At 73.2% G+C, this 18,878-nt stretch carries 20 protein-coding genes; 10 read left to right on the top strand and 10 right to left on the bottom strand.

From position 1 onward, the window contains the following. The first annotated feature begins 2 nt into the window (after window positions 1–2). The 4 genes from ACQKQD_RS05360 to bcsN are packed head-to-tail and all read left to right on the top strand — an operon-like array spanning window position 3 to window position 6,722. Complete coding sequence (locus tag ACQKQD_RS05360) at window positions 3–2,594, top strand: cellulose biosynthesis cyclic di-GMP-binding regulatory protein BcsB (protein ID WP_427507697.1); 2,592 nt, start codon at window positions 3–5, stop codon at window positions 2,592–2,594. Then, the gene (locus ACQKQD_RS05355) at window positions 2,591–3,742 is read left to right on the top strand and encodes a glycosyl hydrolase family 8 (protein ID WP_427507696.1); all 1,152 of its coding nucleotides are present in this window, start codon (window positions 2,591–2,593) and stop codon (window positions 3,740–3,742) included. Before ACQKQD_RS05360 ends, ACQKQD_RS05355 begins: the two co-directional genes overlap by 4 nt. Then, a complete protein-coding gene (locus ACQKQD_RS05350) occupies window positions 3,727–5,736 on the top strand; it encodes a hypothetical protein (protein ID WP_427507695.1) in 2,010 nt (669 codons plus the stop codon). Before ACQKQD_RS05355 ends, ACQKQD_RS05350 begins: the two co-directional genes overlap by 16 nt. Next, entirely contained in the window at window positions 5,733–6,722 is a 990-nt protein-coding gene (bcsN, locus tag ACQKQD_RS05345; protein ID WP_427507694.1) for a cellulose biosynthesis protein BcsN, read from the top strand. Before ACQKQD_RS05350 ends, bcsN begins: the two co-directional genes overlap by 4 nt. Window positions 6,723–6,757: 35 nt before the next feature. Here the strand turns inward: bcsN and ACQKQD_RS05340 are convergent, their stop codons facing one another. The 5 genes from ACQKQD_RS05340 to ACQKQD_RS05320 all read right to left on the bottom strand — a co-directional run bounded on the left by ACQKQD_RS05340 (window position 6,758) and on the right by ACQKQD_RS05320 (window position 11,052). Next, on the bottom strand, window positions 6,758–7,099 hold the full coding sequence (locus ACQKQD_RS05340; RefSeq protein WP_082557710.1) for a hypothetical protein: 342 nt from the start codon (window positions 7,097–7,099) through the stop codon (window positions 6,758–6,760). Between the two features lie 41 nt (window positions 7,100–7,140). Beyond that, window positions 7,141–8,652, bottom strand: a complete 1,512-nt coding sequence (locus tag ACQKQD_RS05335; RefSeq protein WP_427507693.1) for a DUF2336 domain-containing protein — start codon at window positions 8,650–8,652, stop codon at window positions 7,141–7,143. Further along, window positions 8,649–9,758: a lytic transglycosylase domain-containing protein gene (locus ACQKQD_RS05330; protein WP_427507770.1), complete on the bottom strand. Its 1,110-nt coding sequence runs from the start codon at window positions 9,756–9,758 to the stop codon at window positions 8,649–8,651. Before ACQKQD_RS05330 ends, ACQKQD_RS05335 begins: the two co-directional genes overlap by 4 nt. Before the next feature lie 89 nt (window positions 9,759–9,847). Further along, window positions 9,848–10,477, bottom strand: coding sequence for a flavin reductase family protein (locus ACQKQD_RS05325; RefSeq protein ID WP_427507692.1), 630 nt, complete (start codon window positions 10,475–10,477; stop codon window positions 9,848–9,850). Between the two features lie 11 nt (window positions 10,478–10,488). Continuing rightward, window positions 10,489–11,052 carry a nitroreductase family protein gene (locus ACQKQD_RS05320; RefSeq protein ID WP_427507691.1) on the bottom strand — a complete coding sequence of 188 codons (564 nt, stop codon included), beginning with the start codon at window positions 11,050–11,052 and terminating at the stop codon, window positions 10,489–10,491. Window positions 11,053–11,206: 154 nt separating this feature from the next. Between ACQKQD_RS05320 and ACQKQD_RS05315 the strand changes: the two genes are divergently transcribed. Then, window positions 11,207–12,124, top strand: a complete 918-nt coding sequence (locus tag ACQKQD_RS05315) for a hypothetical protein (protein WP_026604700.1) — start codon at window positions 11,207–11,209, stop codon at window positions 12,122–12,124. Window positions 12,125–12,154: 30 nt separating this feature from the next. Here the strand turns inward: ACQKQD_RS05315 and ACQKQD_RS05310 are convergent, their stop codons facing one another. Next, entirely contained in the window at window positions 12,155–13,042 is an 888-nt protein-coding gene (locus ACQKQD_RS05310) for a DMT family transporter (protein WP_427507690.1), read from the bottom strand. 279 nt (window positions 13,043–13,321) lie between these two features. On the opposite strand from ACQKQD_RS05310, the gene ACQKQD_RS05305 reads away from it, so the two are divergent. Continuing rightward, on the top strand, window positions 13,322–13,720 hold the full coding sequence (locus tag ACQKQD_RS05305) for a PRC-barrel domain-containing protein (protein ID WP_020091631.1): 399 nt from the start codon (window positions 13,322–13,324) through the stop codon (window positions 13,718–13,720). 51 nt (window positions 13,721–13,771) lie between these two features. Here the strand turns inward: ACQKQD_RS05305 and ACQKQD_RS05300 are convergent, their stop codons facing one another. Continuing rightward, window positions 13,772–14,014: a hypothetical protein gene (locus ACQKQD_RS05300; RefSeq protein WP_020091630.1), complete on the bottom strand. Its 243-nt coding sequence runs from the start codon at window positions 14,012–14,014 to the stop codon at window positions 13,772–13,774. Between the two features lie 281 nt (window positions 14,015–14,295). Here ACQKQD_RS05300 and ACQKQD_RS05295 point away from each other — a divergent pair, with 281 nt between their 5' ends. The 4 genes from ACQKQD_RS05295 to ACQKQD_RS05280 all read left to right on the top strand — a co-directional run bounded on the left by ACQKQD_RS05295 (window position 14,296) and on the right by ACQKQD_RS05280 (window position 15,737). Next, a complete protein-coding gene (locus ACQKQD_RS05295; protein ID WP_427507689.1) occupies window positions 14,296–14,790 on the top strand; it encodes an HD domain-containing protein in 495 nt (164 codons plus the stop codon). A 109-nt stretch (window positions 14,791–14,899) separates the two neighbouring features. Further along, a complete protein-coding gene (locus ACQKQD_RS05290; protein WP_427507688.1) occupies window positions 14,900–15,106 on the top strand; it encodes a hypothetical protein in 207 nt (68 codons plus the stop codon). A gap of 120 nt (window positions 15,107–15,226) precedes the next feature. Beyond that, window positions 15,227–15,484, top strand: a complete 258-nt coding sequence (locus ACQKQD_RS05285; RefSeq protein ID WP_020091627.1) for a hypothetical protein — start codon at window positions 15,227–15,229, stop codon at window positions 15,482–15,484. Between the two features lie 94 nt (window positions 15,485–15,578). Then, window positions 15,579–15,737, top strand: coding sequence for a hypothetical protein (locus tag ACQKQD_RS05280; RefSeq protein WP_165923055.1), 159 nt, complete (start codon window positions 15,579–15,581; stop codon window positions 15,735–15,737). Between the two features lie 185 nt (window positions 15,738–15,922). Here ACQKQD_RS05280 and ACQKQD_RS05275 read toward each other — a convergent pair whose 3' ends face one another. From ACQKQD_RS05275 to ACQKQD_RS05265, 3 genes are all read right to left on the bottom strand, one after another. Beyond that, on the bottom strand, window positions 15,923–16,111 hold the full coding sequence (locus tag ACQKQD_RS05275) for a hypothetical protein (protein WP_020091625.1): 189 nt from the start codon (window positions 16,109–16,111) through the stop codon (window positions 15,923–15,925). A 344-nt stretch (window positions 16,112–16,455) separates the two neighbouring features. Then, a complete protein-coding gene (locus ACQKQD_RS05270) occupies window positions 16,456–18,144 on the bottom strand; it encodes a methyl-accepting chemotaxis protein (RefSeq protein ID WP_427507687.1) in 1,689 nt (562 codons plus the stop codon). 227 nt (window positions 18,145–18,371) lie between these two features. Continuing rightward, window positions 18,372–18,821 (bottom strand): DUF3617 domain-containing protein, encoded by a 450-nt coding sequence (locus tag ACQKQD_RS05265; protein ID WP_427507686.1) that lies wholly within the window; start codon window positions 18,819–18,821, stop codon window positions 18,372–18,374. Window positions 18,822–18,878 lie beyond the last annotated feature (57 nt).

Raw genomic sequence — 18,878 nt, 5'->3', positions numbered from 1 at the left:
CGATGGGTGCTCGGCTCCGCCTCCCCGTGCTGGGACTGCTGCTCGGTCTCGCGAGCGTTCCTGCCCTGGCCCAGAGCTTCCTGGGCTCGGGGCCGGCGGAGCGGCTGACCGTCCCGCCGAGCGGCAACGCCCTGCGCGCGCCGTCCGAGGACGGGTCGGGCCCCGCACGCCGGCCGGACGCGTCGGCGACGGAGACGCGGCCGACCGCGCGCCCGTCCGAGCCGCCCCGGACCGCCGCGCCTCAGACGGTGCCGCGCGCGGCGATCCAGGCGACCATCGCGCCGGCGCGCCGGCTTCCGTCCGGCCCGCGCGGCTTCCGCCTGACCGGGGAAGAGGATTCTCTGCGCTACCCCGTCTACCTCACCGAGGCGCAGACGCGGGGACCGGCACGGCTGCGCCTCTCCTACCTGTCGGCGATCTCGGTGGCGCCGGAGAGTTCCGAACTCGCTGCCTTCGTCAACGGGACGAAGGTCGGCTGGACCCGCATCCAGGCGCCCGGTGCCGTGAAGGTGGTGGAGTTCGCCATCGGCGACGGCGTGCTGAAGCCCGGCTACAACGCCGTCACCTTCACCGCCAGCCAGCGCCACCGCGTCGACTGCTCGGTCGGGGCGACCTACGAATTGTGGACGCAGATCGACCCGTCGCGATCCGGCCTCGTGGTCCCGCCGGCGACCGACATGGACGTCCGGTCTCTCGCCGCCGCGGAGCCGGACGAGAGCGGCGCCCTGCCGATCCAGGTCATCCTGAACGAGCGCCCGAACCTCGCTCGCCTGGAGCGCATGATCGAGGCGGTGCAGGCCCTCGCCCTCGTGGGACGGGTCGCCCGTCCGACGGTGACCTTCGGCCCTCCCCTGCAGGGCCGGAACGGCATCAACCTCGTCGTCGGTACCGCCTCCGAGATCGCCGGAGTCGAGGGCGTTCCCGAGCTGGGCCCGATCAGCGGGCCGCGCCTCGCCATCCTGCCGGCGCGGCCGAACACACCGCCGACCCTGGTGGTCACCGGCGCCCGCGACGAGGACGTCCGTCAGGCCATCACCAACCTCGCCGTGCCGGCCGACACCGGGACGCCGGGCGGGCTCAAGGCTGTCCAGCTCTTCCGCGGCTACATGGTGCACGGTGGCGAGAACCTGACGCTCGACCGCCTCGGCGTGACGTCCCGTGAGTTCTCGGGGCGCCTGCTCCATGTCGGCTTCGCCCTCCGCTTTCCCGGGGATTTCGTCCCGGCCGATTACGGCAAGGTGATGCTTCACCTGGCCGGGGCCTACGTGGCCGGGCTCTCCTCGGAGGCCCGCATCGTCATCGACATCAACGGGCGCAACGCGGCCAGCGTCCCGCTGCCCGACGGGCGCGGCGAGGTGTTCGACGACAGCGCGATCCCCCTGCCCTTCAGCCTCTGGCGCCCGGGGGTGAACCACGTCGAGATCTCGGCGCAGTTGCCGAACGCCGCCGACCAAGTCTGTGACACCCTCAGCCCGGCGGCCAAGCAGGCGCGCTTCCTGTTCCTCGACCGCTCGCGGATCGAGATCCCGCATTTCGCCCGGGCGGCGCGCAGCCCCGACCTCGCGGCGATCAAGGGGGGCGCCGTACCGTTCGTCGTCCCGGGGCAGCGCGCGCGCCTCGTGCTGCCGACGCCCGACCGCGACAGCGCCGACGCGGCCGCGACCCTCGCCGCCCGACTAGCGATGGCGGCCGAGCGCGTCATCGATTTCGAGGTCGTCACCCAGCAGCAGGTCGTGTCCGACACGAGCCAGCTCGTGGTCGCGCCCGCCCGCGCCCTCGACCCGGCGCTCCTGGAATCGGTCGGTTTCGATCCGCAGCAGGTCCAGCGGGTCTGGGAAGGCCGCGCCGACATGGTCGCCACCCCGGGCCAGTTCGGTCCCGAGGGCGTGCTCACCCTCGATCGGCTTCGCCGCAACCTCCCGATGCGTTGCGCCCTGCCGACCCTGATCCCGCAGGTGCGCCCGGCGCAGCCCGCCCCGGCCCAGCAGGCGCCGCAATCCCAGGGCGAGACGAGCGCCGGGTCCTCCCCGAGCACGGCCCCGGCCCCCTCGCCGGGCTCCGCGTCGGACCGTGAGCTCATCGACCGCTGGGAGGCGTCGACACGCGGCTCGCGCCAGATCTGGGCGGCCCTGGACAGCGTCTGGAACGAGATCACCGGCACGGTGCGCTCCCTGCGCCAGACGATCACGGCGCAGGTGAAGCCGGACGAGACGGTCGAGGTTCCGGCGACGGCCTCGCTGCTCATCGCCGAGGGACCCCCGGTCCAGGCGAGCAACACCGTGATCGTGACCGCGCCGAACGCGTCGCTGCTGAAGGCGTCCGTCTCCTGCCTCGTCGACCCGGTGGTCTGGGCGAAGCTCGGCGGCAGCGCCGCCTTCCTCGACGCGTCCAACGGCACGCTGGTGACGTCCCGGCCCGAGCGGATCGACATCGTCGAGACGCAGCCGCGATCCCTGGCGAACCTGCGCCTCGTGTCCGCGGCCTGGCTGTCGATCAACACGGAATACTACGTCGGCATGACCCTCGCGATGGCTCTCTGCCTCGGCCTGGCCACCACGAGCCTCGTGCGCAACGTCGGCAGGAAGAATCCATGAGCCGCCGCGCCCGCACCCCCCTCGCCGCAGCCGTCCTCGCCGCGGCGATCCTGCCCGCGGCGGCCTCCCCCCAGGACGAGCCCGCCGTGCCTCCGAGTACCGCGCAGCCGGGCACGCAGCCCGCGCAGGCGCCCCGGACCGCGACCCAGGGGCTCGCCGGCAAGCTCGGCAACGACGCCGCGTGGCGGGCCTACCGCGCGCGGTTCATCACCGACCAGGGGCGCGTGGTCGACACCGCGAACGGTCAGATCAGCCACAGCGAGGGCCAGGGCTACGGCATGCTGCTCGCCGTGGCGGCCGGTGATCGGGTCAGCTTCGAGCGGATCTGGGGCTGGACCCGGGCCAATTTGATGGTCCGCGGCGACGAGTTGCTGGCGTGGCGCTGGTCACCCGACAAGCGTCCGGCGGTGAGCGACATGAACAACGCCACCGACGGCGACATCCTGATCGCCTGGGCGCTCACCGAGGCGGCCGAGGCCTGGAACGAGCCGAGCTACCGGACCGCCGCGCGCCGGATCGCCATCGAGTTCGGGCGCAAGACCATCCTGTTCCGGGACTCTCACGGGGCGCTGCTGCTCCCCGCGGTCTCGGGCTTCTCGGCCCGGGAGCGCCCGGACGGTCCGCTGATCAATCTCTCCTACTGGATCTTCCCCGCCTTCCCGCGCCTCGCCCTCGTCGCGCCGGAATACGACTGGGCGGCCCTGACGCGCAGCGGCCTCGCCCTGCTGCGGCAGTCGCGCTTCGGTCCGAGCAACCTGCCCACCGAGTGGATCTCCGCCAAGGAGGCGCCTCGTCCCGCAAATGGCTTCCCGCCGCTGTTCTCCTACAATGCCATCCGGATCCCGCTCTACCTCGTCTGGGCGGGGCTAGTGCGGCCCGACGACCTCGCGCCGTTCCAGGCCCTGTGGTCGGGCGCCGATCGGGAACGGCTGCCGATCGTCGACACCGGCGACGGGCGGAAGGTCGAGTGGCTCACCGAGGCCGGCTACATGGGGCTCCCGGCCCTGGTGGCCTGCGCCCTCGACGGGACGCCCTTCCCCGAGGATGCGCGCGGCGACATCGGCAACCAGAACTACTACCCGGCCACTCTGAGCCTCCTCGCCCTGACCGCGGCCCGCATGCGTTACCCGTCATGCCTGAAGTCCTGACCGGTCGTCCGCCGGCGCGCCTCCGACCGGCCGCGCCCTGCCTCCTGATGCTGGCGCTGTCCACCGCGCCGGCCGCCGCGCAGGTCGACGCGCGACCCGGTCCCGCGCCGCAGTCTCCCGCCGCGCCGACACGGTCCGAGCCCCGCATCGTCTACGGCGACGGCCCGCGCGCGCCGGCGATCCTGGCCGACCCGGCCACGTCGCGCACGACCGACATGGTCGACGAGAGCGCGCTGCGCTACTACGCGGCCCAGAAGCAGACGACTCGGATGAAGGCCGAGATCGCCCGCCTGAAGCGGCTCTATCCCGGCTGGAACGAGCCGCCGGACCTCAACGCGCTGCAGCCGAGCCCGCCCGAAGAGGCGCCCCTGTGGGACCTCTTCACCGCGGGGCGGTTCGACGACCTCCGCGCGGCGATCGTCGCGCGCAGGTCGATCGACCCCGCGTGGCAGCCCTCCGAGGAGCTCGCGCGCAAGCTCCGCCGGGCCGAGTTCCGCTCGCGGATCACGGCGCTCACCGGCAAGGACGCCGACGCGATCATCGACCTCTACCGCGCCGATTCCGGCGCCCTCGATCCGCTCGACGTCCAGAGCATCTGGATGGTCGCCGACGCCCTGGGCGATACCGGCTCGGGCGACGAGGCTTTCGAGCTCTACAAGTCGATCCTCGACGGCAACGCCGATTCCGGCGTGCGCCTCGCCACCATCCAGAAGGCGATGGCGCATCTGCGCATGGCGCAGGCGGAGCGCCTGATCGAGATGGGGCATCGGGGCGCGAACGGGGCCTCGGAATTCGACGCGATCCGCCTCGACATCACCCGTGCCCGGATCGCGGCCTTCCTGCACGAGGAGAGCGCCGAGACCCCGACCCCCGCCGATCTCGCGGCCTTCCAGGCCGTCGCCCGCAAGAGCGGCGATCCCACCCAGACGAGCCTCCTCGGCTGGTACGCCTACAAGCGCCGCCAGTTCCGGGAGGCGCTCGAATGGTTCAAGCAGGCGATCGCCCGGGGCGGCGACGCGATGGTCGCCCACGGGCTCGCCCTGACCCTGCGCCAGCTCGACATGGCGCGCGAGGCCGAGGAGGTCGCCTACGCGTGGCGCGACAAGTTCGTGGGCAACGAGCTGCTCTACATCGACATCCTGGAGCAGAAGCTGACGCTGCCCCGCCCGCCCGCGATCGAGCCCGCGCGCATCGCCCGCTACGCCCAGGTCGTGACGGCCTCCACCTCGGGCGAAGGCGCCCAGGGGCTGGCGTGGTACGCCTACAATTCCTGCCAGTTCGACACGGCGCTGGAGTGGTTCCAGCGGGCCGTCGCCTGGATGCCGAGCGAGGGGACCGTCTTCGGCTACGCCCTCACGCTGCAGCGCCTGAAGCGGCAGCGTCCGTACCTCGAGGTCGTGAACCGCTACGACGGCCTCTTCGCGAAGGTGGTCGACCTGCTGTTCCGCGAGAATGCCGGCGGGTCGCCGCTGCCCTGCGACCCCGTGCCCGCCGCCACCGGGCCCGCACCCGGGCGGCACGCCGCGCCCGCGGCGCGGGTCGAGACGCCGCCGATCAACCGGGTGCCGCGGCCGGACCTGCCGCCGGCCGGCGCGGACGCCAAGCCCCTCGCCGTGCAGCGCAACGAGTTCCCCCTGGCGGTCTCCATGGAGAACGCGCTCCGCTACCCGCCGCCGGGGCTCGTGCGAGTCCTGGCCGAACCCGTTCCCGCGGGGACCTACGCCCGCGAGCCCGTGACCCCGGCGCCCCCCCTGGTGGCCCGGCGCGTGCCCGGCGCGGGCCCGATGCCGTACGAGCGGTTCGGCTACGCCCTGCTCCCGGACTATCGCGGCGTCGACAAGCCCGAATTCCTGTCGCCGCCCGCCGCCGGCACCCTGTGGCAGGACCAGCAGGCCGAGCGCGGGCGACCCGAGAATTCCGAGGCGAAGCGGTTCCAGCTGCCCGCGCGCTCGGCCTACGACACCTCCGCCACGACCGAGCGGACCACCCCGTGAGGCGCGCGGCGGTCCGTACGGCCCGGCTCTGCACCCTAGCGTGTCTCCTGCTGCCCGCCGTCGCGCGGGCGCAGACGGTCCCGGTCCTGACCCTGCCCGGCGCCGGGACGCTGACCGCGGTGATCGAGACGCGCGAGCGCGACGGGTTCGACCAGCGGCTGCGCTATGCCGGCGGCGACGGTCGCAACCACGCCGAGATCGCCCTGCGCCGGGAGACCGCCGACCTGCTCCTCGCCTTCCCGCCGCGGCTGGCCAAGCCCAGCGAGTTCGGGATCGCGGGGGAGATCGCCGTCCGGTTTCCCGGGCAGGCGATGACGGTGCGGCCGCCGCTCCGGAACGCCTACGGCCCGGTGGGCATCGCGCTCGGCGCCGACTGCCTCTACGCGTGGCAGTGGATCGAGGGCGGACGCGGCGCCGCGTCCGCCGGCTGGCAGCCGCCCGCTCTGTTCCAGGCGGAGCCGGTCGCGCGCCGCGCGATCTCCCTGCGGATCCGGCTGTGCCGCACCGCCGAGGCCAGCCTCGGCGACCTCGTGCGGGCGGTGGAGGGACTCAGGATCGCCCTGCCCGGCATCCGCCCCCCGCCGGTTGTCGCGCGCGTCCCGCCGCGTCGGGTCGCGCCGCGGGCCGCCATCCGCCGCCCGAGCCGGCCGGCCGCGGCCGAAGCACGCCGAGACGAGGTTCCGCCGGTGCGGACGCCGGCCGCGTCACCGCCGCAGGTGCCCGTGGCGTCGCCCGTCGCGCCACCCGCGGCGCCGCCCGTCGCGCCGCCGGCACCGTCCCCGAGCGCCGGGGCGCCGGATCAGAAGCGCTACATCGTGCCGCCGACCCCCCAGACCCCCGCACCGGTGCTGCCGGAGCCGGGCGGCCAGCGCTACATCACCGAGGGGAGCGGCAGCGGGATCGCACCGAAGCCGGCGCCGGGGCAGGCCCCCGGCGAGACCTTCTTCCGCGACCTGCCGCCGGAGGCCTATCGGCCGCCGAACTGAGTTCAGGTCCGGGCGTCCGCCTCGGATCTGAGCCGTCAGAGCACGAAACGCCCGAGCTCGTTCGCCGGGAAGGTTCGGAAGCGCCGGTATCCGCCCTGCACGGCCTGGGCGAGGGACGCGACGCCCGCGAGATCGCCCGCCTCGGCCCTGCGGGAATCCGCTTCGGTCAGGACGAGGCCCACCGTGATCGAGACCGCGCTGATCGCGACCGGCACGGCGAGAACGTGTCGACCGGTCAGCCCGTCGGAAGCGACCACGTCGACCGCGTAGAGGCTGAACAGGTAGGCGCGCTCCGCGATCAGCGTCCGCGCCTCCGCCAGGACGTAGCGCGGCTCCTCCCCCGGCAGCCGGCGATATCGGGAAATGTCCGGTGCCATCGCTCCCCCGAGCGGCGAGGCCTGGCGGATTCAGGCGGTGATCAGGCGGCGATCCGCTCCGGCTTATCCTCGCTCGCGGCCGGCTCCGGCCCGGCGGGGTCCCGGCTGGCGCGGAAATGATCGAGGATGCTGTCGCCCAGACCGTCGAGCACGAGGTCGGTCGCGGCCTGGACCTCCGGGTCGACCTCCTCGGGCCGGTACCAGGCCAGGATCTGCTCGGGCAGCGCGTCGAGGATCGCGCCCACCGGGTTGACCGGCTCGGCCTCGGCAGGCCCGTCCGCGGCGTCGGCGATCGCCACGACGACCGGGGTCGCCGTATCGGTCTCCTCCGCGAAGGCGGTCCGGCGCTGGCTCTCCAGGGCGGCGCGCCACGCGGCGTCGGCGGCCTCGGCCTCCCGGCGGGCGGTCTCGCGCGCCAGCGCCTGGGCGGCAATGGCGCGAGCCACCTCGCGCGCCTCGTCGCGGGCCGCCTCGGCCTCGTAGCGGTTGAGCAGCGTGATGACCGGGTGCATGTCCGGATCCGACAGGTCGCCGCAGGCTCCGATGGCGGATTCGATGAGGCGCCGCGACAGGCCGGTGCCCCGGACCGGGGCCGCCGCGCGGGCGAGATCCTGCCAGGCGGCGAGCGCCGCCTGCATCGCCGGCAGGAGCGCTTCGGGCAGCCCGGCGCGGTCGTGCAGGTCCGCGAACAGGCGCGGGTCGCGCATGGCCCGGGCGACCCCGGCATGATCCTGCCCCGACAGGTCGGCCAGGGCGGCGAGCGCGAAGTCCGTCCGGCCCGAGAGCACGGCGCGCAGGATCAGGCCCGCGGTCAGCTGCCGGCTTGCGCGCAGATGGGTCACCAGCCGCGTCACGGCGGCCGCGCCGAAGCCCTCGCAGGCCTCGAGCGCGACGCGCTCGCCGGCCTCGCGGCTCATCCGGTCCAAGCGCTCGGCGCCGAGCCAGGCGCGGTCGGTGACGAAGTCGGTGAGCGCCCGCGCCACCGCGATCCCGAGGGCATGGCGCACCTCCGGCGGTAGGTCGGCGCGGGCGAGGAGCGCCTCGCGCAGGGCGGCCTCGTCGCCGCGGCGCTCGATCATGCGCAGCATCCGGCCCGCGGTGATCTTCGCCGTCGGATTGGCCGCGAGTACGACCAGCGTGTCGGTCTCGCCGATCTCCGCCAGGGCGCCCGCGACCGCGTGCGAGAGGTGGTGCCGGGCGGCGATCACCGCGCGGGTGGCCTCGTCGCCGAGGGCGGCCGCGTCCACGAGGTCGGCGTCGGTGAGGACCGGCGAGCGGGCGAGCACCGGCCGCGCCACCTCGGGAACGTCGGAGGACAGAGCGACGACCAGCGGGCGCGGCGCCCGCGCCGAGGCCGCGCAGGTCTCGGCGAGCGCCCGGCGCACGAGCGGCGACGGGTCGTCGAGGAGCGCGAGCAGCGCGGTCTTGGCCTCCCAGGCCGCGTCGGCGCCCAGGTCGCCGTAGAGGTAGGTCCGGGCCAGCGTTGCGGTCGCCTCGGCCCGGCGCTCGGCCGAGGCGTCCTGCGTCCAGGCCAGAAAGTCGCGGATGATCATCGACCGCTCCGGGGGGCGAACAGGCTGGTCCTGCTGCCGGACATGGACGCCGCGGCCGCGAGTTCCGCAGGTCGGCGGGGCGGCAGCGGCGGATTGAGGAGGGCGGCGCCCGGCGGCGTCGCCGCCGGTCCGGCCGTTGCGCCCGTGACGGCACCCGTGATGGCACCCGTGACGGCGGGCTCCGCGACGGCGACGCGCGGTGGCGGCTCGGCGTCGGAGCGCGGGAAATAGGTCGGCGCCGCGTGCTGCACCGGCGCGGCGCTGTTGCGCGCCTGCCAGAGACGGGCCGCGCCGTCGGAGGCCGCGCCGCGCTGGTCCGTCTGGAACAGGCTGCGCAGGTCCGAGGTCCCGCCGAACGCGGTCGCCGCGCTGGCGTAGGCCGAGACGGCCTGCGGCGCCGCGGCGCCGTCCTGGCGCAGGCCGGTGAGGTCGGTGGCGGCGGCGCCCTGGGCCGCCGCCGAGAGGCTGGCATAGAGTTCGGCAGCACTCCGCGGCCGGCCGGCGCGGTCGTAGAACAGCGCCCGGTTGGCACCGGCCGCCTCCGGCAGGTCGAGCGCGGCAGCGCGCTCGGGGAAGGCGCGGGCGGTCGAGATCAGGGCGGCCGCGCCCTTCGCGCCCAGCACGTGGGCCGCGTAGAGATCGCCGGCGGTCGGCTCGCGGCCGAGGGCGCCCGTGAGGGCGTCGGCGTTCTGCTGGGTCAGAGCGCCGGCCAGCGTCGCGGAGATCTTGGGATCGCGGCGCAGGTCGAGGATCGCCTGCCGCTGGCCCGCGTCGGGAACCGTGTAGGTGCCGTCCGACTGCCGGGTGATCGCGTCGGCCTGCGCCTGCAGGCCGAGCCGCGGCCCGGCATTCTTCATCACGCCGAGCCAGGTCTGCTCGATGAACTGGAACAGGCCGGTGGCCGAGGAGGTGCCGGCCTTGGCGGCGGGATCGAGGGCGGATTCGCGCCGCGCCGTGGCGAGGAGATAGTCGAAGCCGACGCCGCTCGCCGTCGCCCCGTCGCGGATGGCCTGGACCACCGGCCCGGAGGCGGGCGTGCCCGGCAGCGCCCGCGCCTGGGGCGGCGGGCTCTCCGGTGGGCTCGACGGCGTGGTGAACAGGAACATCCGGGCGGGCACGGTGCTGGAGACCGCCCGAACCTGCGCCCGCTATGGTAAACAAGTCCTCAATCGGCCGCGCGCGACCGGTTCCTGTTTCAGGACCCGGTGAACTCCCCCGCGCCCTTCGGCCGGCGCATCTGGAAGCGCGTGTCGGCGGTAGCGTGGAAGTAGTCGAAGTACCCGCCGCGCATGATCGGGTGCATCGCCGCCGTATCGACCATTCCGTCCGAGACGTACCGCTCGTCGACGTAGATCGACACCACCTGCCCGATCACCAGGAAGTTCTCCGCCTCCCCGCCCGAGAGGGGCACCAGCGGCACGGTCTGGAGCCACCGGCACTCCAGGGCCGCCGGCGAGGCGGCCACGCGCGGCGGCCGCACCTTCTGCGAGGGCGCGGTCTCCAGGTTGGCGAAGGCGAACTCGCTCGTTCCGCGCGGCAGCGGCGCCGAGGAATCGTTCATCCCGTCGCGCAGGTCCCAGGTGGCGAGACTGCAGACGAACTCCCGGCCCTCCTCGGCGAAGGTCATCGCGTCCTTCCGGCCCGAGGAGGAGAACGCGACCATGTTGTCGGCCACGGCGTTGAAGAACGAGTAGGGCGCGAGGTTGAGCGCGCCCGCGCGGTTCATGGCGCTGATCCAGCCGATCGGTCGCGGCGCTACGATGGCCTTCAGCGGGTTGTGCGGGAGGGCGCGCGACTCGCGCGGCAGATCGAGGTCGTAGTGCACGGCCGGTCCCTTCAGAGGTGAGTGACGATCTCGTCGAGGGCCGGCCGCGGCCGGTCGGAGGGCACCTCGCGCGCCCGGCCGATATGGACGAAGCCGGCGAGCTTCTCGGTGGGCGCGAGGCCGAGGGCGTCGAGCACGCGGCGGTCGTAGGCGAACCACTCGGTCAGCCACGACGTGGCGAAGCCGGCGGCGTTCGCGGCGATCACGAGGTTCATGGTGGCGGCACCGGCGGAGAGCACCTGCTCCCAGTCCGGGATCTTCACGTGCGGGCCCGCCCGCGAGACCACCGCGACGACGACCGGCGCGTGGGTCAGGCGGGCGCGTTCCTGCGCGAGCCGCTCCGGCGCCGCGCCGGGATTGTCGGCCGCGAAGGTCGCCGCGATGACCTCGCCCACCTTCGCCCGGGCCTCGCCGGCGATGACGATGAAGCGCCAGGGCGCGAGCTTGCCGTGGTCGGGCACCCGCGAGGCGGCCGTCAGGATGGATTCCAGCTGCGCCCGGTCGGGCCCGGGCTCGTCCAGCAGCGCCGGCGGCACCGAGCGGCGGGTCTTCAGGAGATCGAGGGTGGCGGTCATGCGCTCCGTCCCGGTATCGCGTCCCGACCGGGATGTGGCATGCGCGGGCCGCCGGTGGAAGAGCGGCCTTGCCGCCGCCACGGTCGGGAGTCAGAGGCAGGCCCGGACGATCCGGTGCCGCGACCGGCGAGACGAGCAGAAGAAGGGCCGACCGATGCGCATGAGGCTTGCAGCGACCGCGCTGGCGATGCTCGCCGCCGGCCCGCCGGCCGCGCTCGCGCAGCAGGACCCGTTCCAGAACCGGCTCGGCGGCGCCCTGCCCTCGCCGTCGATCACCACCCCGAACCTGCCGCCGTCCCTGCCCCCGGCCGAGCCGGACGCTCAGCTGTCCCTGTCGGCGCTCCTGTCGGGACCGGGCACGGCCCTGCGCCAGGGGCTCGCGTGGCGGATCTACGAGGATCGCGGCGACGGCACGCGGCCGTCGATCGTCGCCCGCTCGACCGAGGCCGAGCCGCATTTCACCCTCGCGCCGGGCGCCTACGTGGCGACCGTGACCTACGGCTTCGCCAGCGCCTCGAAGCGGATCGTGATGGGCGGGCAGCCGACGACCGACACGCTGCGGGTGGCCGCCGGCGCCCTGAAGCTGGCGGGCGCGGTTGGCGATCAGAAGATCCCGCCCGGTCAGGTGATGTTCTCGGTCTTCGTCCCGGTCGGGACCAATTCCGAGGGCCGGCTCGTGCGCGCCGGCATCAAGACCGGCGAGCTGCTGCGCCTGCCGGAGGGCACGTACCACGTCGTCTCGACCTACGGAGAATCGAACGCGATCCAGCGCGCGGACCTGCGCGTCGAGAACGGCAAGGTCACGGAGGCGACACTCAACCACCGCGCCGCGACGGTGACCCTGAAGCTCGTCGCCGCCCCCGGCGCCGAGGCCTTCGCGGGCACCGCCTTCTCGGTCCTGACCCCCGGCGGCGACACGATCCGCGAGGCGATCGGCGCCTTCCCGCAGGTCACCCTGGCGGAGGGCGACTACGTGCTGATCGCCCGCCACGACGGGCAGGTTTACACCCGCGAGTTCAAGGTCGAGAGCGGGCTCGACCGCGACATCGAGGTCGTGGCGAAGTCCGGCTGACGCTCCCGGGCCGACGGCTCCGCGCCGTTCTCAGGCGAAGCGCCGCGCCAGCGCCACGCAGGCGGCGACGGCCAGCGCGGCGGCGATCATCGCCGGCTCGATCCGCTCGCCGAGGACCAGCGCGGCCACGCCGAGGCCCAGGAACGGCTGCAGCAGCTGCAGCTGGCCGACCGACGCGATGCCGCCGCGCGCCAGCGCGCGGTACCAGAACACGAAGCCGATGAGCATGCTGAACAGCGCGACGTAGCCGAGGCCCGCCCAGGCCGGCAGCGGGATCGCCGTCAGCTCGGCCGGCCGGAGCAGCAGCGCGAGGGGCAGGCTCACGGGCAGCGACAGGACGGTGGCCCAGGCGATCACCTGCCAGCCGCCCAACCGGCGGGCCAGGACGCCGCCCTCGGCGTAGCCGAGCCCGCAGAGCAGGATCGCGGCCAGCATGAAGGCGTCGCCGGGACCTGGCGGACCGTCGAGCCCCCGCGCGGCGAAGCCGACCGTGACCAGCGCGCCGGTGATCGAGAGCAGCCAGAAAACCGGTGACGGCCGCTCGCCGGAGCGCAACGCGCCGAACAGGGCGGTGGCGAGGGGCAGCAGGCCGACGAAGACGGTGCCGTGCGCGGCGCCGACCGTGCGCAGGGCCAGGGCGGTGAGGAGCGGGAAGCCGACCACGACGCCCGCGGCCACGATGGCGAGCGCCGATAGATCGGTCCGGCACGGACGTGCCTGCCGGAGCACCAGCAGGGCGGCCGCGCCGGCGAGGCCGGCGAGCGCCGCCCGGGCCGCGCTGAGGAACAGGGCGTCCATGCCGGTCAGCGCGAGGCGCGTCGCGACCAGCGACGCGCTGAAGATCGCGACGCCGATGAGGCCGTCCACCCAGGCGCCGGTCGCCGGTCCGCGCGTCGTCTCGATCACTCCCCCCGCCACGGATGTCCCCTCCCGATACGTGCGGGTCCCGGCATGCCGTGCCGGGGCGCCGTCGGCCAGGAACGGTCGGGGCGCGGCCGGGCAATCTGTCCCGGTCGATCTTCGATACAGTTGGCCACCCCGTTCACCGCGCCGGAGCCTCGTGAGGGGTGTCGCCGCGCGGGTCGCGCGCCGGCCGAAGGTTCCATGTTCCGCGCATTAACATTTCCGTGCAGTCGCGGAACGATGCGCGCGAGGCGGCCATTTCAGACCACCCATACCGGGCCACTGGAGTACACCATGCGCCGCCTCGTCATCGCCGCCTTCGCCGCCGCCGCCCTCGCCGGGCCCGCGCTCGCCGCCAACGAGGCGCCGCAGACGGTCGCGCCCAAATTCGAGACCGTGCCGCAGGACGCGGTGCTCAGCTACAACCTCATCGGCCTCAACGTGACCGACGCGCAGAACAACACGGTCGGCGAGATCAAGGACCTCGTGATCGATCACGGGAAGCTGGCCGGCTACATCGTCTCGGTGGGCGGCTTCCTCGGCTTGGGCGAGCGCTACGTCGCGGTCTCGCCGAGCTCGATCGCGCTCGGCTACGACGCCGACGCGAAGAAGTGGAAGGCCATCATCGGCGCTAGCAAGGACCAGCTGAAGGCGGCGCCGGAGTTCAAGTACGAGGGCAAGTTCAAGCGCTGAGGCGCACCGCCGCGGCCGGGCCCGGCGCCCGGCCGACCCGGCGCCCCGCACTCAGACGGAGGCGTCGAGGGCCTGTCGCGCCAGGCGGGCGACGAGGGCCTCCCGCTTGGCCTGACGCAGCACGATCCGCGCCGCGGCCCGCGCGTTGGACGCGCGCAGCTCGGCCCGCGGGCCGCCGTCGCGCAGGGCGCGCCACGCCAGCGCGCGGAACCAGCGGACGTTGGCCAGCGCCGCCGCCCTGCGGCTCAGCGGCCCGCCGACATCCAGCGGCTTCTCGAGTGTTCCGGACGTCATGGTCTCGATCCTGAAGCGCGACTCGCCGCTTGTCCGATTATGGAACAACAGATGGCGATTCCACGGGAGCTGAGCAATAGTGTTGCCAACGTGAACTTTTGAATCGAGCGCGAAGACTGCGCATCCACGAAATGAGGTAGTCCCGCCCCGGGACGGCATCCGGCGACGGGGCGCTCCGCGGCGGGCGACCCGGCGGGAACGCCGTGGCGGGGACCCGACTTCCCGGAACGGGAAGCCGGCGCGGCGCCGATCCGGGCCGGTCGATCTGGAGAGCCGGTCGCGTGCCGACGATTTTCGATGCCCATACCTTCGCCCTCACGGCGCATGCGGGTCAGCTCGACAAGGGCGGCGAGCCGTGCATGCGGCACCTGGAACGCGTCGCGAACGCCGCCCAGAACCGGGCCGGTCACGCCCGACTCATCGACGGGCTCGACATCGACCCGATGCGAGTCATGCAGGCGGCGCTCCTGCACGATGTGCTGGAGGACACCCCGCGCACGGCGGCGGACCTCCGCGCCGCCGGCTTCGAGGCGGACATCGTCGAGACGGTGACGCTTCTCACGAAGTCGCAGAGTCGGATCGCGTATTCCGAGCGGATCACCACCCTGATCGCGGCCGGCAACCTCGCCGCGCTGCTGATCAAGATGTCCGATACCGAGGACAACCTCTGTCCGACCCGGATCCCGCCCAACGCCGCGTTCCTGCGCGAGCGCTACGCGACGGCGTTCGAGCGCCTGAAGGCGGCGGCGGCGACGCGCGGGTACACGGGCCGCTGAGCACCAACCCGGGCGGGGAACATTCGCGCGAGCGTCCGGTAGATCCTGCAACGCCCGGGCTGACTGCTGAGGTTCCGGACCCGGGGATGTGAGTGCCGGAGAAGCGCCGATGACACCGTCGACCCGTTCACCCGCCGCGATCAGCGACGAGGGGCGCCACGCCCGCGACCGCGGCGATCCGATCACCGCCAACCCCTATCCGGCGGATTCGGAATCCTGGGCCATCTGGGATCGCGGCTACCGGATGCCCGACGAGCAGGCGCGCGCCGCCACCCCGGCTGCGGTCCGGGAGGACGCGCCACCGGAAGCATCGTGATCCGGGACCCGTGCCGGCCGGTCGGCGGCGCGGTCGGAACAGCGGCGGTGGCGCGGGGTTGCCCGCACGACCGGTAACGGCTCCGCGAGAGCGATTGCCGGACCGAGAGGGAGATCCGCCATGAAGGTCACGAGTCTCGCCATCGCCGCCCTCCTCGCGGCCGCGATTCCCGCCACGGCAGCCGAGAATGCCGGCAGCGCGACCAGCCGGTCGGGCACGGCCAACAGCACCGGCCCGAGCGACGCGGGGTCCGGCTCGACACCCGGCGCCGCCGGGAGCGGCCCGTCGACCGGCTCGATGAGCCGCTCCGGCACGACGAACAGCACCGGCCCGAACGATGCCGGATCCGGCTCCAAGCCGCCGGCCGGCGGCCGCTGACGGGACCGCGTCGCGCAGCGAGCGGCGCGGAGATCCTGTTTGGCGATATCGCCAAACAGGATCTCCGCGCCCTCACACGCCAAAGGGAGGATCCATGCCGCTAGGCACCCGCATCGCACTTGCCGCCCTTCTGCTGCTCGGCCTCGCCGCCTGCGACGACAAGCAGGCGCAGAACAACACGCCGACGAAACCCGATTCCACCAAGATGGAGCCGCAGACCGACCAATCGGCGCCGAACACGCAGAAGCGCTAGAGCCGTTCCCGAACGGGGCAGGTGCGGACGGGGACGCTCGCCGAGCCGCCGCTGTTCGTTACGCGGGTCCGTTGCCTCTGTGGCGGAGGCCACACGTCTCTGCGGCCCGACCGGGGAACCCGGTCATCCGGACCGTCGCGACACCTCCGGGGTCGGCACCGGCGACGGCCGGGCATCCCGGGCGGTCAAGTCCGGATCGGCGAGGGACTTGTCTCGGATTGGCCGGTGGTTGCGCCGGTCGGCGGATCGCCGGACGGGTCGGCGATCAGCGGTACGGCGGCGCCGAAGCCGAGAGCCGCCTCGACGAGGATATCGTCGAGCGCGTCCGCGACCCACACGGCGCCGTCTAGGACGGATGTCAGGATTCGTGTCATCGGCACCTCCCTCCCGCATCCCGGGTCGCCGCCGCTGGACGGCGGCGACCCGGGATGCGGTCTTCAACCGGTTCGCACCCGCCGTCTCAGACGAAGTGCATCGGGAGGGCGCGGTCCAGGATCTCGACGTAGGTCCCGGCGAGAACCGCAACGGTGGCGGCGGCGACGGCCGTGGCGAGGGCGAAGCGGGCAACGAGGGTCATGGAAGTCTCCATCAGGTCCGCGACTGTGTTCGCGGTGTGACCCTGATGTAAGCTCAAGCTTTCCCCGCCGAGGTGCTGCGGCACACCCCGGCGATGAACTGGCCGGAGCGGCCTATATCGCCGGGCTCCTCAGTCGGCGCGTCAGGCGGCGCGCACGGTCGCGAGGAACCGTCCGACCTCGGCGGACAGGTGCTCGGACTGGCGCGACAGCTCCGAGGCCGCGCCGAGAACCTGGCTCGCCGCCGCGCCGGTCTCCTCCGCGGCGCCGGCCACGCCGGCGATGTTGCTGGTCACCTCGCCGGTGCCCTGCGCGGCCTGGGTGACGTTGCGGACGATTTCCTGCGTCGCCGCGCCCTGCTCCTCGACGGCGGCCGCGATCGAGGTGGCGACGCTGTTGATCTCGCGGATGCGCCCGGTGATCGTCCCGATGGCGGAGACCGCCTGACCGGTCACGCCCTGGATCCGGCCGATCTGACTGGAGATCTCCCCGGTCGCGCGGGCGGTCTGCTCCGCCAGCGCCTTCACCTCGGAGGCGACGACTGCGAAGCCGCGGCCCGCCGCGCCCGCGCGGGCGGCCTCGATCGTGGCGTTCAGCGCCAGGAGGTTGGTCTGACCGGCGATCGAGGAGATCAGGCCCACCACGTCGCCGATCTTGGCGACGGCGCCGCTGAGTTCCTGGACGAGGGCGCCGGTCTCGTCCGCCTCGCCGGCGGCGGAGCGGGCCAGCTCGGCCGAACCCTGGACCTGGCGCCCGATCTCCTGGACGGAGGCGCCGAGCTCCTCGGCGGCGGCCGCGACGGTGCTGACGTTCGAGGCGGCCTCCTCGGCGGCGGCCGCGACCGCCCCCGACTGCGCCGAGGTCTGACCTGCCATGGCCGACATGGAGCCGGCGGTGGCCTGCAGCTCGGTCGCGGAGGCCGAGACCTGCCCGACGATGCCGCCGATCGCCGCCTCGAAGCTGTCGGCCATCTGGCGCATGCCGATCCGGCGCTGCTCCTCGGCGGCGAGGCGCGCCTGCGCGGTCTCGGCCTCCAGCGCCTTCATCTGGATAAGACCCTGCTTGAACACCGCGATGGCCGACGCGATGGTGCCGATCTCGGTCTTCTCGCCCTGATGCGGGATTTCGGCCGACAGGTCGCCGGCGATCAGCGCCTGCATCGGCCGCACCACCGCGGCGATGCCGCGGGTGACGCCGAGGACGATGATCACGCCCGACAGAACGGAGACCGCCACGGCGAGAGCGATCGCGACGAGGCTCACCGTCCAGGTCTCGTTGAAGACGGCGGTGCCCTGGGCCTGCGCGGCATCGGCGCCGGCGTTGTTGATGGCGATCAGCTTCTCGAGGGCCTTGGAGGCGGCGCGGCGCGGGATGAGGCCCTTCGTCTCGTAGAGCTGATAGGCCTCGGTCTTCTTCCCGGCGCGCGACAGGTCGACGACGTCGTTGCGCACCGCCTTGAAGGTCTGCGATTCCTGGTTGAACGCGTCGAAGAGCGACCGCTCTTCGGGCGAGCTGAGCAGGCCCTTGTAGACCGCGACCCGGTCGGCCAGCTTTCTGTCGAAGCTGTCCATATCCTTCTCGATGCTGGCGAGCAGCGCCGGATCGGTCGCCTGCGTGTGCCGCAGGAGAAGGCCGCTGCTGCGGGCGGTCAGCGTGTCGATCTCGCCCAGCGCCCGGATGCTCGGCAGCCAGTTCGTATCGATCTCGACCGCCTGCTCACGCAATTTGCGCGTACTCACGAGCCCGAGCACGCCGAGCCCGATCACGAAAACGGTCAGGACCGAGAAGGCCACGACCAGCTTTGTACGAATGGAGACACTTTGTAGCGACACGGCGGCCTCGACGCAGCCGAATAGAACAATTCTGCGGCTGCACGGCGCACGATTAGCGAAATGTATTTAATATCCGCTAATCAGACCTTCCCCTGCATCGCGGGCTGTCGCTCGCCGTCTCACGGAGGGATGCCGGTTTCGCGGCATGGATCTCCGCGGCGGCGCCCAGGGGGACGCGGGGCGGCACCCGACGGGCTCGCCCGCGCCCGAGGCGCCTGCCGGTGTGCCTATCGGGCCGCCGGCTGGGGCATCTTCACGATCTTGCCGTCGGGCAGGATGATGTCGCCCGGGCTCTGTCCGGCCGCGCAGGGACCGATGTAGGTGGCGTCGATCACCATCTGGCGTCGCACGGGCTCCTTGGCGTTCGGCATGCCGGTCAGCGTCGTATCCACCTCCATGTGGATCTTGCTGTTGAAGTCGCCGCTGATCTCGGTCGTGCCCGCGGCCGGCATCGGGCCGAGCTTGCACTCGGTCTCGCCCTTGTAGCCGGTGCTCGTCTTGACGATGGTGCGCTTCGCGCAGTTCTGGCCGCCCCCGAACGCGGCTTGCGCGATCTGATCGGTCTTCTCGTCGATGCATTGACGCGCGGTCGTGTTGCCGTCGGGCGACGTGGTCTTGCTCTCCCACAGGCCGGCCTTGCGTGCCGGCAACGTCTCGGCGGAGGCCACACTGGTCATCACGGACAGAATCGCCGCAATTCCGATACCGACGGTACGTGCTCGCATGGATGATCC

The sequence above is a fragment of the Methylobacterium sp. NPDC080182 genome, assembly GCF_050281105.1.
Lineage (GTDB): Bacteria > Pseudomonadota > Alphaproteobacteria > Rhizobiales > Beijerinckiaceae > Methylobacterium.
The sequence above is the reverse complement of the archived record's forward strand: the minus strand, read 5'-3'. Positions and strand labels throughout refer to the sequence as shown.